This window comes from Ramlibacter agri (assembly GCF_012927085.1).
In the GTDB taxonomy this organism is placed as follows: Bacteria; Pseudomonadota; Gammaproteobacteria; order Burkholderiales; family Burkholderiaceae_C; genus Ramlibacter; species Ramlibacter agri.
The window spans coordinates 176779-194783 of sequence record NZ_JABBFX010000002.1 but is presented as its reverse complement, the minus strand read 5'-3'; the positions used below and the strand labels follow the sequence as shown (position 1 = coordinate 194783).

General features: G+C 60.9%; 12 protein-coding genes. All 12 read left to right on the top strand.

Annotated features, from left to right (window positions below):
- Positions 1-149 precede the first annotated feature (149 nt).
- The gene (locus HHL11_RS19400) at positions 150-353 is read left to right on the top strand and encodes a hypothetical protein (RefSeq protein WP_169420227.1); all 204 of its coding nucleotides are present in this window, start codon (positions 150-152) and stop codon (positions 351-353) included.
- A 74-nt stretch (positions 354-427) separates the two neighbouring features.
- Entirely contained in the window at positions 428-1150 is a 723-nt protein-coding gene (locus HHL11_RS19395; protein WP_169420226.1) for a hypothetical protein, read from the top strand.
- Positions 1140-1703, top strand: a complete 564-nt coding sequence (locus HHL11_RS19390; RefSeq protein WP_169420225.1) for a BREX protein BrxB domain-containing protein — start codon at positions 1140-1142, stop codon at positions 1701-1703. Before HHL11_RS19395 ends, HHL11_RS19390 begins: the two co-directional genes overlap by 11 nt.
- A gap of 38 nt (positions 1704-1741) precedes the next feature.
- Entirely contained in the window at positions 1742-5203 is a 3462-nt protein-coding gene (brxC, locus tag HHL11_RS19385; protein WP_169420224.1) for a BREX system P-loop protein BrxC, read from the top strand.
- A 64-nt stretch (positions 5204-5267) separates the two neighbouring features.
- Positions 5268-8651 carry a DNA methyltransferase gene (locus tag HHL11_RS19380; RefSeq protein WP_169420223.1) on the top strand — a complete coding sequence of 1128 codons (3384 nt, stop codon included), beginning with the start codon at positions 5268-5270 and terminating at the stop codon, positions 8649-8651.
- 76 nt (positions 8652-8727) lie between these two features.
- On the top strand, positions 8728-9000 hold the full coding sequence (locus tag HHL11_RS19375) for a hypothetical protein (RefSeq protein ID WP_169420222.1): 273 nt from the start codon (positions 8728-8730) through the stop codon (positions 8998-9000).
- A 36-nt stretch (positions 9001-9036) separates the two neighbouring features.
- On the top strand, positions 9037-9264 hold the full coding sequence (locus HHL11_RS19370; RefSeq protein ID WP_169420221.1) for a hypothetical protein: 228 nt from the start codon (positions 9037-9039) through the stop codon (positions 9262-9264).
- 7 nt (positions 9265-9271) lie between these two features.
- Entirely contained in the window at positions 9272-10255 is a 984-nt protein-coding gene (locus tag HHL11_RS19365; protein WP_169420220.1) for a hypothetical protein, read from the top strand.
- Complete coding sequence (locus HHL11_RS19360) at positions 10255-11187, top strand: hypothetical protein (protein WP_169420219.1); 933 nt, start codon at positions 10255-10257, stop codon at positions 11185-11187. The genes HHL11_RS19365 and HHL11_RS19360 overlap by 1 nt, the downstream gene beginning before the upstream one ends.
- Before the next feature lie 28 nt (positions 11188-11215).
- Positions 11216-12904 carry a DUF262 domain-containing protein gene (locus HHL11_RS19355; protein ID WP_169420218.1) on the top strand — a complete coding sequence of 563 codons (1689 nt, stop codon included), beginning with the start codon at positions 11216-11218 and terminating at the stop codon, positions 12902-12904.
- Positions 12901-15258, top strand: coding sequence for a BREX-1 system phosphatase PglZ type B (pglZ, locus tag HHL11_RS19350; RefSeq protein WP_169420217.1), 2358 nt, complete (start codon positions 12901-12903; stop codon positions 15256-15258). The genes HHL11_RS19355 and pglZ overlap by 4 nt, the downstream gene beginning before the upstream one ends.
- A 2-nt stretch (positions 15259-15260) precedes the next feature.
- Positions 15261-17306, top strand: coding sequence for a protease Lon-related BREX system protein BrxL (gene brxL / locus HHL11_RS19345; RefSeq protein WP_205964492.1), 2046 nt, complete (start codon positions 15261-15263; stop codon positions 17304-17306).
- Positions 17307-18005 lie beyond the last annotated feature (699 nt).

Below are 18005 nucleotides of genomic sequence, written 5' to 3'. Positions count from 1 at the left end.
AGCAGGTCGGCGTCTGCCGTCGGAATCGACGGACCGGTAGCCGCCGGGAGCGCGCCCGACGCTAGGGAAATCCAGCATGGCCCCGCTGGGGCGCGGCCTATACTCAGCGTTTCGCTAGCGTTCCGCTCGCGTAATACTTACAGGTGCACATGGCGACTGCAAAGTCCGAAGTGGTCAGCGTCCGCGTCGAGCCACACATCAAGGCGGCACTCCAGACTGCAGCGGAGCGCGAGTTGCGCAGCCTGGCCAACATGATTGAAGTGATGGTCGTCGCGTACTGCAGGGAGAACGACGTGCCGCTTGAGGGCGTCCCTGCGGAAACGTTGGCGGGGACCAAACCGAGGAAGCAGTGACCGAGTCTCGCGAAGTGCTTCTCTCGAAATTGGGCTTCCGTTTCGGCACGAATGGTCCTCACGCGGCGAGGACCATGATGGTCGACGACCTGACGGTCCTGCTGGCCGAAGTTCATCCCGATTCCGCACGCGCTGCGTACGCGGAGGCGGTGGTGGAACGAAACGTATTGGGAAAACCGACCCGAAAGGCTCGGGAGCTGGCCTTGCGCCACCTTTCCACACTTTACGGGCTGGACCCTCGCGTGCCGCTTTTCCGGGCGTTGCGCCGCCTGTGGGCGTTAGGCGAGGCCGGACAGCCGTTTCTGGCCTTGCTGGTCGCTCTCGCAAGGGACCCGCTTCTTCGGGGAACGCAGGACTTCATCCTAGCCAAAGACCCTGGGGCCCCCGTCCTCCGCACCGACCTGGAAACTGAACTCGCCAAGGCGCAACCCGAGAGGTTCAGTGCCGCATCCTTGAAGTCGTTTGCGCAGAACGTCAATGGCACATGGACTTCCGCCGGCTTCTTGCAAGGGCGAATCCGAAAGGTGCGCAGCAGTCCCGTTCTCACCCCCGCGGTCGTCGCGCTCTGTTTGTTCTTGGCCCACTTGGAGGGGCTGTCGGGGCAACGCCTGTTTTCTTCGTCATGGGCGAAGCTCCTGCCCGGCAGTTCAGTGGAGTGGGAGGCGCTTGCCACGACGGCATCGCATCAAGGCGTCCTAGTGTTCTTGAATGCCGCGGGGGTGAAGGAAGTTCGGTTCCCAGATTTCCTCACCGAAGAAGAAGAAACCATTCGACAGGAGGCGGCGCGTGTCGTCTAAGCTCACCAAACTGCTCGCTGCCTACCGCCAGCACATGACCGTTCCATGGCAGGCTGGCTTGGCCGCTATCCAGCGCGTCATCTTCGCTGTGTACGACAAGACGGACGAGTTGCGTCTGCGCGCAATGGTGGACGAGTTTGCGGTGGCTACGCAGGACGCCAAAAAGAAATGGCTGCTGCTAGACCTCACCAATTCGTTTCCCGAGTGGATGGCTGCCCAGGAATTTCGGGACGCGTACTTCGAGTCGCCCGAGGACCTGGCGGGTTATCCCACCGGTGAACTGACCGGCTTCGTGGCCGACACGGTGCAGAAGCTCAATGCGCGCATCCAGTCGGAGGCAGATGCCGACACGGTGGTCGCCATTCTTGGTGTCGGTACGTTGTTCGGATTGGCGCGAGTCTCTTCGATGGTCGAGGGAATCAAGGAGAGCGTGGCCGGACGACTTCTCGTGTTCTTCCCAGGGGAATACCACCCGGAAAACCACACGTACCGGCTGCTGGATGCGCGCGACGGCTGGAACTACCTCGCAGTACCGCTGCTGGCCAAGAACTGAACGCTGCCCTGCCCGAAGAACAACCAGGAGGAAAAACAATGTTGAACAGGGACATCTACGTTACGCCCCCGAAGGAAAACCGGCTGGCCAACAACGGCGTCGCCGAAGTGTCGGAGGACCACTCTGCGGCCGCACAGGCCATCCTGCGCTACGAGCTGGAGACGTTCGTCTGTGATGGTCAGTATGAAAAGGGGCTGGAAACCATCCTGGACAAGTTCCTGCTGAATCTCGATGCGGGCGCCGAACAGCCCGGTGTCTGGATTTCAGGCTTTTATGGCAGCGGCAAGTCGCATCTGGCCAAGATGCTGCGGACGCTTTGGACCGACTATCAGTTCACCGATGGTGCCACGGCCCGCAGCTTGGCGAAAATACCTGAAGGCGTTTTCGAGCACCTGAAGGAACTCAGTACGCAGGGGAAACGATACGGCGCGTTGCATGCCGCGGCAGGCAAGCTTGGCGCAGGGGCCGGCGACAAGGTGCGACTGGCATTGCTTGGAATCGTCTTCAAGTCGAAAGGCCTCCCCGAGCAATACAACCAGGCGCAGTTCGCCCTCTGGATGCAGCGGGAGGGCCTGCTGCCTGTCGTTGAAGCCGCCTTGCACGCCGCAGGCCGCTCACTCGCGCAAGAGCTGCCGCACATGTACGTGTCCAGCCACTTGGCAAAGGCGTTGCTCAAAGCTCGCCCTGAGCTGGCCCACACCGAGGCTGACGCACGGAAGCTGCTGAAAGAGCAGTTTCCCCAGGTGACCGACGTCACCAGCGACCAGATGACCAGCGCCATTGCCGACGCACTCTCAGTGGACGGCAAGTTCCCGCTCACGCTGGTGGTCCTGGACGAAGTGCAACAGTTCATCGGAAGCGACGCCGACAAGGCGTTCCAAGTCCAGGAAATCACAGAAACGCTTTCGAAGCACTTCAACGGGAAGCTCCTGTTCGTTGGGACCGGGCAATCCGCGCTGACAGGCACGCCCACTCTCGCCAAGTTGACTGGACGTTTCCCTGTGCAGGTCATGCTCGGAGACTGGGACGTCGAGAACGTCACCCGGCAAATCATCCTGGCAAAAAAGCCGACGGCCCAGCCCGAAGTCGAACAGGTTTGGCGCTCGAACCTGGGCGAAATCTCCCGTCATCTGCGCGGCACCAAGCTGGAGCATGTGACCGAGGACGAAGGCGTCATGACCTCAGACTACCCGCTCCTGCCGGTGCGCCGGCGGTTCTGGGAACGGGTCCTTCGAACCATCGACACCACCGGCACTGTCTCCCAGTTGCGCAGCCAGCTGCGTGTGGTTCACGAGGCAGTGCTTGCAACAGCCAGTGCGCCATTGGGGCATGTCGTATCGGGCGATTTCCTGTACGACCAAATTGCGGCGAACCTGGTTTCCACTGCGCAGTTGCCTAAGGAGGTGTTCGAGAACGTCCAGCGGTTCGCGGCGGGCGACGCAGAAGGTCAGCTGAAGGCTAAGCTGCTCAAGCTGATTTTTCTAATCAACAAGCTGCCCGCCGATGCTGCGCTCGACATCGGGCTGAAGGCGACCGACGACACGTTGGCCGACCTGCTGGTAACCGAACTTTCAGCCGGCTCGGTGGAATTGCGCAAGCGGCTTCCTGCTTTGCTGAGTGAGCTGCAGAACAAAGACCGTCTGGTCATGGCGATGACCGGTGGCAGTGGCACTGAGTACCGGTTGCAGACGCGCGAATCCAGCGCTTGGTATGACGAGTTCCGAGCACAGGAGGCGGAATTCAATGCCGCGCCTCAACGCGTAGAGCAAAAGCGCGCCGAGCTGCTCAAGGTGCGGTTCGGTGACGTGCTGAAGAAGGTGCGAGTCGTGCAGGGCAAGGACAACGTGGAGCGGCGCCTCTCCCCCGTCTACGATGACGTGCTGCCCAAGGACAACGACAAGAATCTGTACCTCTGGATTCAGGACGGCTGGCAGGCGGAAGAAAAGTCCGTCATTGCCGAGGCGAAGGCGAAGCCCGCGGACAACCCCACGTTGTTCGCTTTCATGCCTGCTCAATACAAGACTGAGCTCACCAACGCGATTGTGGCGTCAGAGGCCGCGCGTATCACGCTGCAGTTGAAGGGAAACCCTTCCACGGAGGAAGGACGGGACGCGCAGCGTTCTATGGAGAGTCGGCAAAACAATGCGAACAGGGACCTTGGCGAGTTGCTGGACCAGCTATTCGCCGGGGTTCGGGTCTTCCAAGCGGGGGGGCAAGAGGTTCAGGATGGCAGTGACTTGGCGGACCGAGTCAACCGCGCCGCCAAGGCATCGGCGATTCGCTTGTATAGCCAATTCGATGTGGCCGACCACCACATGTGGAGCAAGGTGCTCGATGAAGCGCGCAAGGGAAACCTCGAGGCGCTCAAGGCGGTGGGGCACAGCCAGGAGGCAGACAAGCATCCGGTGTGTCAGAAGTTGTTGGCGTATATCGGCCCTGGAAAGAAGGGAGCCGAGATTCGTGACCAGTTCGAGGCGCCACCTTACGGCTGGCCGCGCGACGCTATCGACGGCGCGCTTTACGCATTGCTGGCCGCAGGCCACATCAAAGCAACCGATGCGGCATCCAAACCGTTGGACGCCAAGAGCATGGAGCGTGCAAAGCTGACCCAGGCCAGCTTCCAGCGTGAAAGCGTCAACATCACGCCACCGCAGCTTATCAAGATTCGCTCGCTGTTCAGCGCCGTCGGGGTACCCTGTCAGCCCAAGGAGGAGCTTGCGAAGCTGCCTATGCTGCTCGCGAAGTTGCGCGAGCAGGCCTCGAGTGCAGGCGGGCCAGCACCGGCGCCGGAGCTGCCAAAACTCCCGGCAATTGAGGCCGTCGAAGTGCAGACCGGCAATGGCCAACTGTTGGAGCTGTATACCCGTCATGAGGAGTTGCTCGCTGCCTCGAAGTCCTGGGCTAAGACCGCCGAGGACATTGGCAAGCGCCTGCCCGTTTGGCGCAAGCTGAAAGAGCTACTTCGCCATGCCAAGGCCTTGGGTCCCTATGCGACGCTGAAGGCGGAGGTCGATGCCATAGAAGCGCAGCGCAGTCTGCTGGCGGAGCCCGACCCCGTTCGGCCGTTGTTCGATAAGACCGTCGACCTGCTCCGACAGGCCTTGAAGGCCAAGCTCGATGCATTTCAGCAGACCTTTGAGCGAGAGCGGAGTCAGCTCGAAGCGGGCTCTGACTGGAGCAAGTTGACGGACGTTCAACGTGAAGAACTGACGGAAAAGCACCACCTTACGCCTCCTGGCGCCCTGCCTCTTGGAGCACCAGAGCAACTGCAGGACGCGCTGGACGATTGCGACCTGGAACACTGGGTTTCCAGAATCCAAGCGCTCCCCAGCCGGTTCGAAGCGGCCCGTCATGCGGCCGCCCAACTCCTGAAGCCGAATGTCGTCTACGTCACGCTCCCAAAGCGGACGCTGAACGATGAAGCTGAGCTTAAAGGCTGGTTGAGTGAGGTAGAGGCGCTTCTTCACACGAAGCTGCAACAAGGACCAGTGGCGCTTTAGCGGACAGGAGGAGACCGGGTTCGCGAAAACGTCCTCGGTTTATGTGAGTAAGAAACGCACAAGTATGGCCCACAGCATCAATAACCAGCCGCTGCCAAAGCCGCTGCGCGCGCAACTAGAAATCACCGTCAAGGCGGCACGCGACGTGGCAGAAAAGGGCGCGCGCGCCACACTCGACCAGCTCGCGGTCGCAGAAGCGAAGGCACCCGACTACCTGACCGAAGAATTCAAGGGACTACGCCGCCGACTGCGAGCTCATGCTCGTGCTTTGGGCGATGCGAAGGCCAAGGACGACACGCATGGTGTGCGGCATCTGATTTGGGAAGTCGCATACGAGCATTGGCACCGCATGCTGTTTGCGCGTTTCTTGGCCGAGAACGGCCTTCTCATGTGGGAGCCCGGTGCGCCAGTGTCGCTGGAGGACTGCCGCGAAATGGTGGACGAGCACCCCGATATAGCTTTGGGCGCGAAGAGCCACTGGGAATTGGCCGGTATGCTGGCCGCCAGAATGCTGCCTCAGGTGTTCAAACCGCGGAGCCCGGTTTTCGAGCTCTCCTTCGCGCCTGAGCACCAGCGTGAGTTGGAGCGCCTGCTCGCTGGCCTGCCAAGCGATGTCTTCATGGCGAGCGACAGCCTGGGTTGGGTCTACCAGTTTTGGCAGTCGAAGCGGAAGGACGAGGTCAATGCCTCCGAAGTGAAGATTGGCGCGGACGAACTACCAGCGGTCACGCAGCTCTTCACCGAGCCGTACATGGTGGACTTCCTGCTTCACAACTCACTTGGCGCATGGTGGGTCACGCGTCACGCTGGGAAACCTTGCCCTGTGCCGCTGCCATACCTGCGGACCTTGCAAGATGGTACGCCTGCAGCCGGACAGTTCGAAGGGTGGCCCAACCAGCTAAGGGATTTCAAGCTGCTGGACCCCTGCTGCGGGTCGGGCCACTTCCTGGTGGCGGCCTTCCTGATGCTAGTGCCCATGCGCATGGCAGCCGAGGGCCTAAGCGCTATGGAAGCTGTGGACGCAGTGTTGGATGAGAACATGCACGGTCTTGAGCTGGATGCTCGCTGCGTGGAAATCGCTGTTTTCGCATTGGCCCTGGCGGCGTGGCGCTTTCCGGACGAGACCGGGAATCCGCTCGGAGTACGCGCTGACATGCCGGCACCCAAGGTGGCTTGCTGCGGCCTGAAAGTTGCCGCGAAGCCGGAGGACTGGATGGCGCTTGTGCCGGATGACACCGCCAACGCCACTTATCTGCGGCAGGAGCTGCGGCTACTGCACGCCAGCTTCGCGCAAGCACCGCTTCTGGGCAGCCTGTTGGACCCTGCGCGCAGCCTAAAGAACGACTTGGCTACATCGAGCTTCGAGACCCTTCGGGAGTTGTTGGAGCGTGCATTGGCCACTGAACGGCCGGCAACTCTTTGGGGCCAATCTAGCGAACTGCAGGACGACTCCTGGGACCTGGCTCTTACCGCACGCGGCCTCCTGGACGCCGCCCGGCTCCTTGACACAAGGTACCACCTGGTAGTGACGAATGTCCCTTATCTTGGGAGAGGTCAGCAGTGTGACTTGCTTCGCGACTACTGCGATAGCCACTATCCTGAGGCAAAGAACGACCTCGCTAATGTGTTCCTAGAGCGCTGCTTGGAGCTCACCTGTGAACCCGATGGAAACGTCGGTACCGGCGTGGTTCAAATCGTGATGCCGCAGAACTGGTTATTTCTTGCGAGCTACAAGAAACAGCGTCAATCCTTGCTGAGACGCGTTCAATGGAATCTTCTGGCCAGATTGGGGCCGGGTGCATTTGAGACTATCAGTGGTGAGGTGGTCCAAGCCATCCTCCTAACTCAAACACGCACTCCCGCGGAAGAATCTTTCCACCTTCGTGGGGTCGACGCGAGCACGCGGAAAGGCGCCCAAGAGAAAGCGAAACTGCTCCTGAACGGCCAACTTTCGTGTGTGAGTCAGCGAGGACAGCTGTCCAATCCCGACGCAGTAGTCGCGCTCGAGTCAATTGCTGCGGCTGCGATGCTGAGCGATTACGCGACAAGCGTCGAGGGCCTATCAACAGGGGATGGGGACCGGTTCGTTCAAGCCTTCTGGGAGAACCACCACATCGACCAACGAGTATGGGCTCCGTTCGCTGGCTCTCCTGATTCCACCACCACCTATGGCGGCATGTCCAATGTGCTCCGTTGGGAGCAGGGGAACGGTGCCTTGGCCAATTTCGAAGGCGCTCGTGTTCAGGGGCACAGTGCTTGGAACAGGCGCGGAGTATTGGTCGGACAAATGAAATCTCTTCCTAGGTGCCTTTACCTCGGGGACATCCATGAAAAGATAACAGCAGCCATTGTCCCTCGTCACGAAGACCATTTGCCTGCTGTTTGGGCCTATTGTTCGGACCCGGTGTACGAAGCGGCGATTCGAAAGGTTAACCAAAAGCTCAGTGTTGCAACTGGTACTCTCGTGAGAGTGCCATTCGACTTGGCGCATTGGCAACAGATAGCCGCGACCCGCTACCCGGACGGTCTTCCGGAGCCGTACTCCGACGACCCGGTTGAATGGCTGTTCCACGGCCATCCTCAGCCCTCGACAGACCCACTTCAGGTGGCAGTGGCCCGGCTCGCGGGTTACCGCTGGCCGGCCGAGTCGGACCGTCCAATGAAGCTGGCCGCTTCTGCTCGCAGCTGGATTGCACGCAGCGAGCTGCTTCGCGAGCACGCGGACGATGACGGCATACTATGTCTGCCTTCGGTACGTGGCGAGCCGCCGGCGCACGAGCGATTGCTGAAACTGTTGATTGCTGCTTGGGAGAGTGCAAAACCCGGCAGTTGGAAGCCTGGCGTGCTTGACAAACTGCTCACCGCCGCGGACTGCACCACCATAAGCCTCGATGTTTGGCTACGCGACAAGTTCTTCGAGCAGCACGTCAAGCGCTTTCACCACCGGCCGTTCATCTGGCACGTGTGGGACGGGCTCAAAGACGGGTTTGCGGCGCTGGTGAACTACCATAAGCTGGATGTCAAGAACCTAGAGCGCCTCCTCCACACGTACCTGGGAGACTGGATTCGCCAGCAGGAGGCCGGCATCCGCGGCGGCATCGACGGCTCCCATACCCGCCTAGCCGCCGCTCAAGACCTGAAGCGCCGCTTGGAGCTCATTCTCGAAGGCGAACCACCCTATGACATCTTTGTGCGTTGGAAGTCCCTGGCAGAACAGCCCGTTGGGTGGAATCCGGACCTCAACGATGGCGTGCGGCTGAACATTCGGCCGTTCATGACAGCGGAGGTACTGCGCCATAACAAGAAGCCCAAGCTGAACATCACTTGGGACAAGGACCGCGGAAAAGACGGTGAGAGCGCGCCGTGGTTCAAGGTGTTCAAGGGCGAGCGTGTGAACCACCATCCCCTCACGTTAAAGGAGAAGCGGAAGGCAAGGGGAATCGTATGACCGGGTTCCGTATCGCGGCCACTGTACCGCGCAGCTACGACGTTGGTGCCTTCGGGTTCTTGGAGAATTTCTCGTAATGGAGATTCGCCTAATCGAATCTGCAGGAGTTCCCGCCTCCGAAATCGCGGCGCACCAGCGCATTCAGAAGGCGTACGATGCCACCGCCTTCACGAAGGGGAGGCGAGGCTATGCGTCCTTCAAGCTTGCCCGCGGTGGCCCTGGCGCGGGTGATGACGATTACGACCTCGTACTCGTCACCCATAAGACGAAGCCCCCGGCCACATTCTTCGACGCTTGTTCGTTTCTCGCGTATTCAGACGTCGATTTTGGAACGGCGACCTCACCGTGAAGAGCTGAGCTCAGTGGCACCACCTCAGGAGAAACCATGTTTGAAACGGTGACGCAGAAGGAATTGCGCGCCCAGATGGAGCAGCACCTGTTGATGGTGGAGGAAGTCCTCGGGGGACTGGACCAGTTCGTCCAAGGACTGGAGCGGCGCATCGCACGAATAGAACAGGGCTTGGGACTTGAGGCGGAAGGCATCTCGGCATCGGGTTGGGTCGCTGACCTGCAGCGCATGAAGGCGGAACTCGCAAAGTTGCGCAAGTCCTAGAGGTTAAATGGAGCACATACCGTCCACGCGCCTCAGTCACCTCGCAAGTAAATACGCGGCGAATGGTGACCTGCCGCCCGGAGAGGCGTTTCAACGAGCATTCAGCCGGTTCCTGAAAACTCATCGCGAGTCTCTCTTAGACGTCGCAGTTGCGGCGGCCTCTGTTGAGATTGGAGACGGCGCTCGCCCTGAAGATGTCGACCCATTGCTACTGCGGGCGATTCACGACACGAATCCCTCGCTGACGGAGGCTCGCCTGTTCGCTCTGGACGGCGATGCCCTGCAAGGTGCAGTGAATACCGCCAAGGGCAAGTACTTCGAGTACCTAGTCGTCGAGAAACTGAATCAGGGGGAGCGCGTCGGGCCGTTGCTGTTGGAGGCAGGGCAGAAGGCCGTGCTCGCCGATTCAATGACCCAGCCGGGATGGGACCTGCGAATTGTGGATGACCATGGCGACGTCTTGGAGTATTTGCAGCTGAAGGCGACCGACAGCGTGGGCTACATCCAGTCGGCGTTGGAACGCTATCCAGACATCCAGATTTTGGCGACCGACGAAGTGGCGCATAGCGGCTTGGTTTTGGACAGTGGCGTATCTGACCACGACCTGCGGGCATATGTGACGGATGCCGTGGATGCCGCCGATGCTTCGCTGACCGAGTCCTTCTTGGACCATTTCCATCCGCTGCTGCCTTTAGCTGCCATGGCCTTGTATGAGGGCTACAGACTTGCAGTGGGCGCCCAGTCTATGGACTCATTCAAGATGGCTTTGGCCAGGCGCAGCCAGCGAACGGTCACCACGCAACTCATAGGTGCGACGGTCTATGCATTGGGGGGCGGATACTTGTCCATCCCTGTCGCATTTGCGGGGGGCCTCGTGTTCGACAGGACAATCAACCAGGCAAGCATGGCGGCGTCCTACCGCTCGCATCGCGACAAGTTGCTGGCGTTGCTGCTCCTTCAAGAAGAACGGGAAATGTCGGGGAGCATTTGATGGGATTCTTTTCGAGCCTGTTCAACGCCATCGGGACAGTTCTTGGCGTGGTAGTGAAGACGGTCGCGGAGGTCGTCACGGGTATTCGCAAGAGCTTTGAAGACTACCGAGAGCGAGGAGGTGCTACAGGAGCTCTTGCCGCTCAGGAAGCCGAGCGCAAGAAGGACCGGCTGCGCGAGGTCAATGAAGAAATCATGGACCTGCGTAACCGGCGAATGAGCCGGGGCGACCTATCAGACCAAGAGCGGCGTCGTTGGGCGTTCCTTCGAGAGGAGCGGGAAGAACTACTTGGCAAGGTTAACCAAGCCAAGGAGGTCAAGGCGGCGGAGAAGATTCTCGATTCCGAGGCTTTGATTGAGAGAGTCGAGGTGGACCTGGATACCACGCACGTCCTCCAGTACAACGCGTTTGCGGACATCCTGGGCAAGAAGTGCACCTGTGGGCGTCACATGAAGCTGCAATGGAGGCGCGACCTGGGCGTCGCGGGCCCCGGTGACTTCTACTGGGGCTGCACGGGTTGGTATGTGCAGCAGGGAGATGGCCGGGCGTGCAATCGCACCGAGCCATTGCAGCGGGAGGACTATGCTCTCATGACCGACACCTCGGCGCCGGAGTTCACGATGACATCTGAGGAGTTCGGTGAACTCCTTACGAATCCGGGGACGGAGAAAATCATTGCGACCCGGGTGGATGACCTCCGCTCGGACCTCGCCGGACGCCGTAAAGGAGTCGAGCTTGCCACTTGTCCGGTGCACGGTGAGCACATGGTGCTGCGGAAGAAGGCCAACCCAATGGGCTTGCTGGATGCTTACTTCCTGGCATGCCCACACTGGCGGCCAAATGACGGAGGGTGTTCCTTCATTGAGAAATTGAAGTCAGGGTCACAGCTAGCGGCGTTGCTGAAATCAGAAACGGGCAGGGGGGTTCTGTGATGCACCGCTGGATGGAGGAAGCAGAAGCATGACAAAGAAAATCACCGGCGCGGAATTTCCGCTCGCCAAAATCTTCAGCTCGGACTTCGACTATGTCATCCCGAGCTATCAGCGCCCTTATGCCTGGACGCCGGTGCAGGCGGGAGAGTTGTTCTCGGACCTCTATGACTTCTATTGCAAGGAGGACAAGGAGGACACGTATTTCCTGGGAAGCATTGTTCTCATCAAGGAGGAGGGCAAGCCTCACGCGGAGGTCATCGACGGCCAGCAGCGCCTGACCACGCTGACCATCCTCCTTGCGGCATTGACGCACCGCGCTGCCGGGTCGATTCGAGATGCCTTCCACCGCTATCTGTGCGAACCAGGCAATGTGCTTGAAGGTCTGCCCCAGAAACCGAGACTGTCCTTGCGGGAGCGGGACCGCGAATTCTTCAAGGAGTATGTGCAAGACGTTGCATTGGGCGAACTGCTGGGGCTCGATGCGGCGCAGCTGGATACCGAGTCCCAGCGCAATATCCAGGCAAATGCTCGACTCTTCCTCCAGCGACTGGAGGCAGTTTTCGGGAACGACTCTCAAGCAGCCACTCAATTCGGACAATTCCTGGTGCAGCGTTGCTTCCTGGTGGCGGTGTCCACGCCCAGCCAGCAGTCGGCCTTTCGGGTGTTTTCCGTCCTCAACAGCCGGGGGCTGGACCTGCTGCCTACCGACATCATCAAGTCGGATGTCATTGGCAAGGTCAAGCCGGAGCTACGGGACGAATACAACGAGACTTGGGAAGAACTGGAGGTCGAGACTGGTCGCGACGGGTTTGCGGAGGTCTTCGGCCACATCCGCATGATTTACGCGAAGGACAAAGCTCGCAGGGCGTTGCTCGAGGAGTTCCGGGAACGCGTCATCGACAAAGTGTCTTCCGCTGAGACCCTGGTCACCGAGGTCATCGAGCCCTACACGCAGGCGTACTTGGTCGCCAAGTACGCCCAGTTTGTCTCCACCGCCAATGCGGCAGACGTCAATGACCTCCTACATTGGTTGAACCGCATTGACAATTCCGACTGGCTGCCCAGCGCCATGAGGTTTTTGGCGCAACACGGGTCGAACGCTGCGTATGTGCACTGGTTCATCAAGCGCCTGGAGCGGCTGGCAGCATTCATGCACATCTGCGCGTACGACGTGAACGGGCGCATTGAGCGCTATGCCCGGGTGCTGAACGCGCTGGAGAAGCCCCACGCCATGGCACAGCCAGTCACGGCGGTCGACCTGACGGAAGCCGAGAAGAAGAGTTTTCTCAAGCAGCTCGACGGCGAGGTCTACTCGATGACCGCACGTCGACGCAATTACCTCATCCTGAGGCTAGATTCGTTCCTCGCAGACGGCGCAGCAAGCTACGACCCGGCGGTGCTGACCATAGAACACGTTCTCCCGCAAACCGTGGCGAAAGGCTCGCAGTGGGAGACGCTGTGGCCCGACTTCCTCCAGCAGTTGCATTGGGTGCATCGGTTGGCGAACCTGGTGCCGCTAAACCAGCGCCGCAACTCGCAGGCTCAGAACCATGACTTCGACCGGAAGAAGAAGGCCTATTTCATGGGTAAGCAGGGTGTGTCCTCATACGTGCTCACCACGCAGGTTCTGAACACGGCGACGTGGACGCCTGAGGTTGTCGAAAAGCGTCAACGGGAGCTGCTTGACGTGCTGGCTACCTCCTGGGAGCTGAAGTGAGCCCGGTCCAGCGAACTCCGTCTGCTTCGACGACCATCGGCGAAGCGTTGGCAGTGGCCCTCCTTTCAGCTGCGAAGGGAAATTCGCATACAGCCGCACCTGCGGCTGCCATTCTCTGGCCCGATAAGGACCGCAATTGGCAAGCGGCGTTGCCCGTGGTCAAAAAGTTGCTCCCTAGCCTGTGCGTGCTCGGCCCCTACGAGCCTGAGCAGCGCAGCGGCCCTGCCATTTGGCTCAAGGCTGCCGTCGCCAGGGTGCTAAGCGACGCACAGTTCGATGGTGTGCCAGTCGTCTACCTTCCGGGCGTTAGCCGCGCCGAACTGCGTGCGATTGAGAGCTGCCCGCGTGACCTGCAGCCGCTGGCTGAGTTGCAGTATCGAGGAGTGTTCTGGAGCCAATCGAACGCCAAGGATTGGACGCTCAGTGCTTTTCTGGCTTCAAAGAACGGGGGCCTGGGCCTCGATGTGGCGCAGGATAGGGCGACGCAGGAGGCCTTGGGGCAGGCATTGCAGGAGGGCGCGCTGCTGGAGCGCAGAGCGGATGACCTGAAGGGGCGCTCAATCACCGCGGAATGGTTGTTGGACCTTATGGCCCCGAACCCCACGCGCGACCTGCTGCTTTGGATGAACGCTCCCGACGCGGTTCGAAGTCAATGGAGTGCTGTCCGCTGGGACGTGTTCGTGAAGCGCAGCAAGGTGGATTATGGTCTCGACCCGTTGGCGGACGGAGCGCTAGCCGCCGCCGAGCGGCTAGCCCGGGCGGAGGGAAAGTGGGCGGCGGCCTGGGAGCTGTACAGAGACTCGTACACGAGCCTCCCAAACGTGTTCGCGTTGCTCGCCAAAGTTCAGCCCCCGCAGCTCGGGCTTTTCCCCGACCAGCAGCAGCTGGCCGGCTATCCGCAGGCGAACGAGCAGGGCGAGTCCGCACTGCGATATGCACTGTCCGCGTGTGGCGGCATGGACGCCGTGCAAGCTCGCATCGCCGTCATGGCAGCGGAGAAGGAGCATAGTGACCGTCGAGGATGGCTGTGGGCGCGAATGGGTCGGTCGCCGCTCGCATTGGCACTGGCACATCTGTCTCGAGTCGCTGAGCTGAGTTCAGCTGCGCCGGTTGGCCAAACTCCGGCCGAACTGGCCGGCAGCTATCGACAAATGGGCTGGCAGGTAGACGAGGCAGCGATGCACGCGCTTGGTTCCGTGACTGCCAAAACGGACGTGGAAGCCGTAGGAGTCGCACTGCGCGTGCTCTATCTGCCGTGGTTGGAAGAGGCCGCGCGCCGGCTTCAGGAAGCTGTCAAGGGCTCCGGCGGCCTGCCGGCGTTGCCAGCGGATGCAGTCACCTTGGTTCCCGGTACTTGCACCGTTTTCGTAGACGGCTTGAGGTACGACGTGGCGGTGCAACTGCGCGAGCGCCTTTCGTCGATTGGGAGCGTCGAACTGGGCGCCTGCTGGACCAGCCTGCCGTCCGTGACAGCTTCCGGCAAGGCCTGGGCTTCGCCGGTGGCGAGCCATATCTCGGGGACCGCTGAGGACACGGAGTTTGAGCCCCGTGTCGCAGCCGATAACAAACCGCTTTCCGGGCACAACTTCCGCAAGTTGCTGGCGGCGAACGGCATTCAGCCGCTGGACAAGCACGAAACGGGTGACCCGGCGGGCCAAGCGTGGACCGAGGCCGGCGATTTCGACCACTATGGCCACGAGCATGGCGTCCGCTTGGCGCGTGACCTCGGCACGCAGCTGGACCAAGTCGTAGAGCGAGTCGCCGAACTGTGCGAAGCCGGTTGGACGCGAATCCGTGTCGTGACCGACCATGGATGGTTGCTGATGCCTGGTGGCCTTCCAAAGACGGAGCTGCCAAAGCACCAAGCTGAGACCCGCTGGGGGCGCTGCGCGGTGTTGAAGGGTTCGGCACATGGCACGCCGCTGACGTTCGGATGGGATTGGTGCAAAGACGTCCAGGTGGCCTATGCGCCTGGGGTGTCAACTTTCGTGGCAGGGTCTGAGTACGCCCATGGCGGCATCAGCCTGCAGGAATGCCTGGTGCCAGTGCTGCGCTTCGACCGCGCTGCAGCGACTGGGCAGGCGGCGTCTGTCACTATCAAATCCGTGAAGTGGAAAGGGCTTCGCTGCACGGTCGAAGTGGAGGGTGCCTCGCCCGGGCAGCGTGTAGACATTCGGACCAAGGCCGCCCTGCCATCGAGTTCGCTGGCGGCGAGCGCCAAGCCCCTGGAGGCGGGAAAGGGTAGCCTTGCTGTGGCAGACGACGAAAACATGGGTGCGGCGGCTGTAGTGGTCGTACTGAGCGCCGATGGCGAGGTGCTGCAGAAGCAGGCCACCTCCGTAGGAGAGAACTGAATATGCAACTCGACGACCTGGACCGCAAGGCCACGCAGGCCTTTGAAGGCTATGTAGTGCGCAAGGACCTTGTGCGGACCTTCAGCCGCCAGTTCCCGGTACCCACGTATGTCGTGGAGTTCCTGCTCGGCCGCTACTGCGCCACGACCGATGAAGCCGAAATCCAGGAAGGCCTCGACATCGTCCAGCGGCAGCTCGGCTCGCGTACGGTGAAAGCTGGCGAAGAGGAACTGTTCAAGGCCCGGGCGCGGGAGTCGGGTTCCGTGAAAATCATCGACATCATCACGGCCCGTCTGGACTCCAAAACGGACTCTTATGTTGCCACGCTACCGAGCCTGCGTCTGAACGACGTCCGTCTGACGCCGGAGATGGTGAAAGAAAACGAGCGCATGTTGACCGGAGGCTTCTACGCCGAGGTCACGCTCGGATACGACGCTTCCATTGCGCAAGAAAAGGGTGGTCGGCCCTTCGGCGTTGATGCCCTACGTGCCATCCAGCTGTCGAAACGCGAGGTGCTGGAGGTGCTGGCGAAGGGCCGGGAACACTTCACGAGGACTGAATGGCGTGACCTGTTGTTGCGCAGTGTGGGCTTCGAGCCGGCGAGCTTGTCAGACCGAGCCAAAGATGCTCTCTTGCTGCGCATGGTGCCGTTCGTCGAGCGCAACTACAACATGGTGGAGCTGGGCCCGCGAGGGACCGGGAAGTCCCACCTGTTCCAGCAAGTGTCCCCTTACGCCCACCTGATTTCGGGCGGCAAGGCTACCGTGGCTCGGATGTTCGTCAACAACGCCAGCGGGCAACGCGGCCTGGTCTGCCAATACGACGTGGTCTGCTTCGACGAAGTGTCCGGCGTGTCCTTCGACCAGAAGGATGGCGTGAACATCATGAAGGGCTACATGGAGAGCGGTGAGTTCTCCAGAGGCAAGGAGAGCATCCGTGCGGACGGCTCCATCGTGCTGGTGGGCAACTTCGACGTGGACGTGGAGCACCAGCAGCGCATCGGGCATCTCTTCGGGCCGCTGCCGCCCGAAATGCGAGACGACACGGCCTTCATGGACCGCATTCACTGCTTTCTGCCTGGTTGGGATGTTCCGAAGCTCAATCCGAGTCTTTTCACGGACCATTTCGGCTTGGTGAGCGACTTCCTGTCGGAGTGCTTCACGCAGCTTCGCGGCCAGAGCAGGGTGTCTGACTTGCAAGGGCGGGTGTACTGGGGCGGGGGCTTGTCCGGCCGGGACATCAACGGGGTTAACAAGACCGTCAGCGGCCTGCTGAAGCTGCTTTATCCAGGGCAGGACAGCGAAGTGAGCGACGAGGACCTGGAATGGGCCGTGAGGCTGGCGCTGGAGGTGCGTCGCCGGGTGAAGGAGCAGCAAAAGCGAATAGGTGCCGCGGAGTTTCGCAATACCCATTTCAGCTACACGCTTGGCGCGGAGGGCGTTGAGAAATTCGTCTCCACTCCGGAGCTCCAGAGTCAGGGAGGCATCGGAGACGAACCGCTGGAGAGCGGACAGATTTGGACTCTCAGTCCTGGAGGCCAGGACGAGCACCCCGGTCTCTTCCGGCTCGAGGTCACCGAAGGACCAGGTTCAGGGGTCAGGGTCCTGAACAACCCGGTGCCACCGGCGTTCAAGGAGTCCATTCGCTGCGCAGAGCAGAACCTCTATGCAAGGGCGCTGCAGCTGGTCGGCGACCGCGACCCGCGTGCCCACGAATTCTCAGTGCAGTTACGCGGCTTTGATGCTGCGAAGTCTGGTGCCAAGACTGGCGTCGCGGCGCTTGTCGCTTTGTCGAGTGCGCTTTTAAAGAAGTCGGTCCGCGGTGGCCTGGTCATCGTGGGAGAGGTGACCCTGGGTGGAACCATCGAACCAATTCATAACGCAGTGAGCCTGGCTGAACTTGCCGTCGAGAAAGGTGCGAAGTCGCTCTTGCTACCCGTGTCTTGCCGCAAGCAGCTCTTCGAGCTGTCGGACGAGATGGCCACCAAACTGGACATCGAGTTCTACCAGGATGGGCGGGACGCGTTGCTCAAAGCACTGGCTGACTGAGGACTCCCATGCCGAAGAAGTCGGGTGAGGTATCGGGGCAGGAGCCTGCGGGAGCTGCACGAGGCTCCGAGAGCGGAGGGACGAATGGAGCGCTCCTGACAAAGTGCCCCATTTGCAGCTCAATGGTCGCTGACCTCGACAAGCACATGCGCCGCGCCAGGCACGACCCCAACGGGGCGGCAGCCCGCAAGCCGCGACCTGCCCCGCCTCAAGTACCAGTTCACCGCGATGCCTCGGGGTTCGTTTGTCCGTTCTGCGCAGCGTCATGGCCCAACGCGGTGCAGCTGAAATCCCATGTGGCTGGGGTTCACGGGAGGGCCGCGTGCGCGGCGCTCAGGCTCTAGTCGGCTCGGTGCATTTTCGCGACAGGGGCTTGCCAACCCGGCTGAGGCAGGCTACAGTGCTCATCAGTTCAACGGCTTCCTGAATTCAGGAAGTCATCACAAGGCAACGGCCGGATTTCACCGGTTGTTCGCATCTGGGGCCTCAGGCGACTAGCTCGCCCAGAGCTCTGCGACAAGCTCCCCGCTGGGGACTTTCGCGAATCCATTCGCTCTCGTAATCGACCCGAAAGGGCTCTGCGTTCCGCATCGCCGGTTCGCTGAGAAGGCTCCTTAACAACTTGGTTTCCAGAACCGAACGGGCAAGGCGCGTGCAAACGGCCCCTGAAAAGAGCGGCGAAAGCAGCTTCGGTAGCTG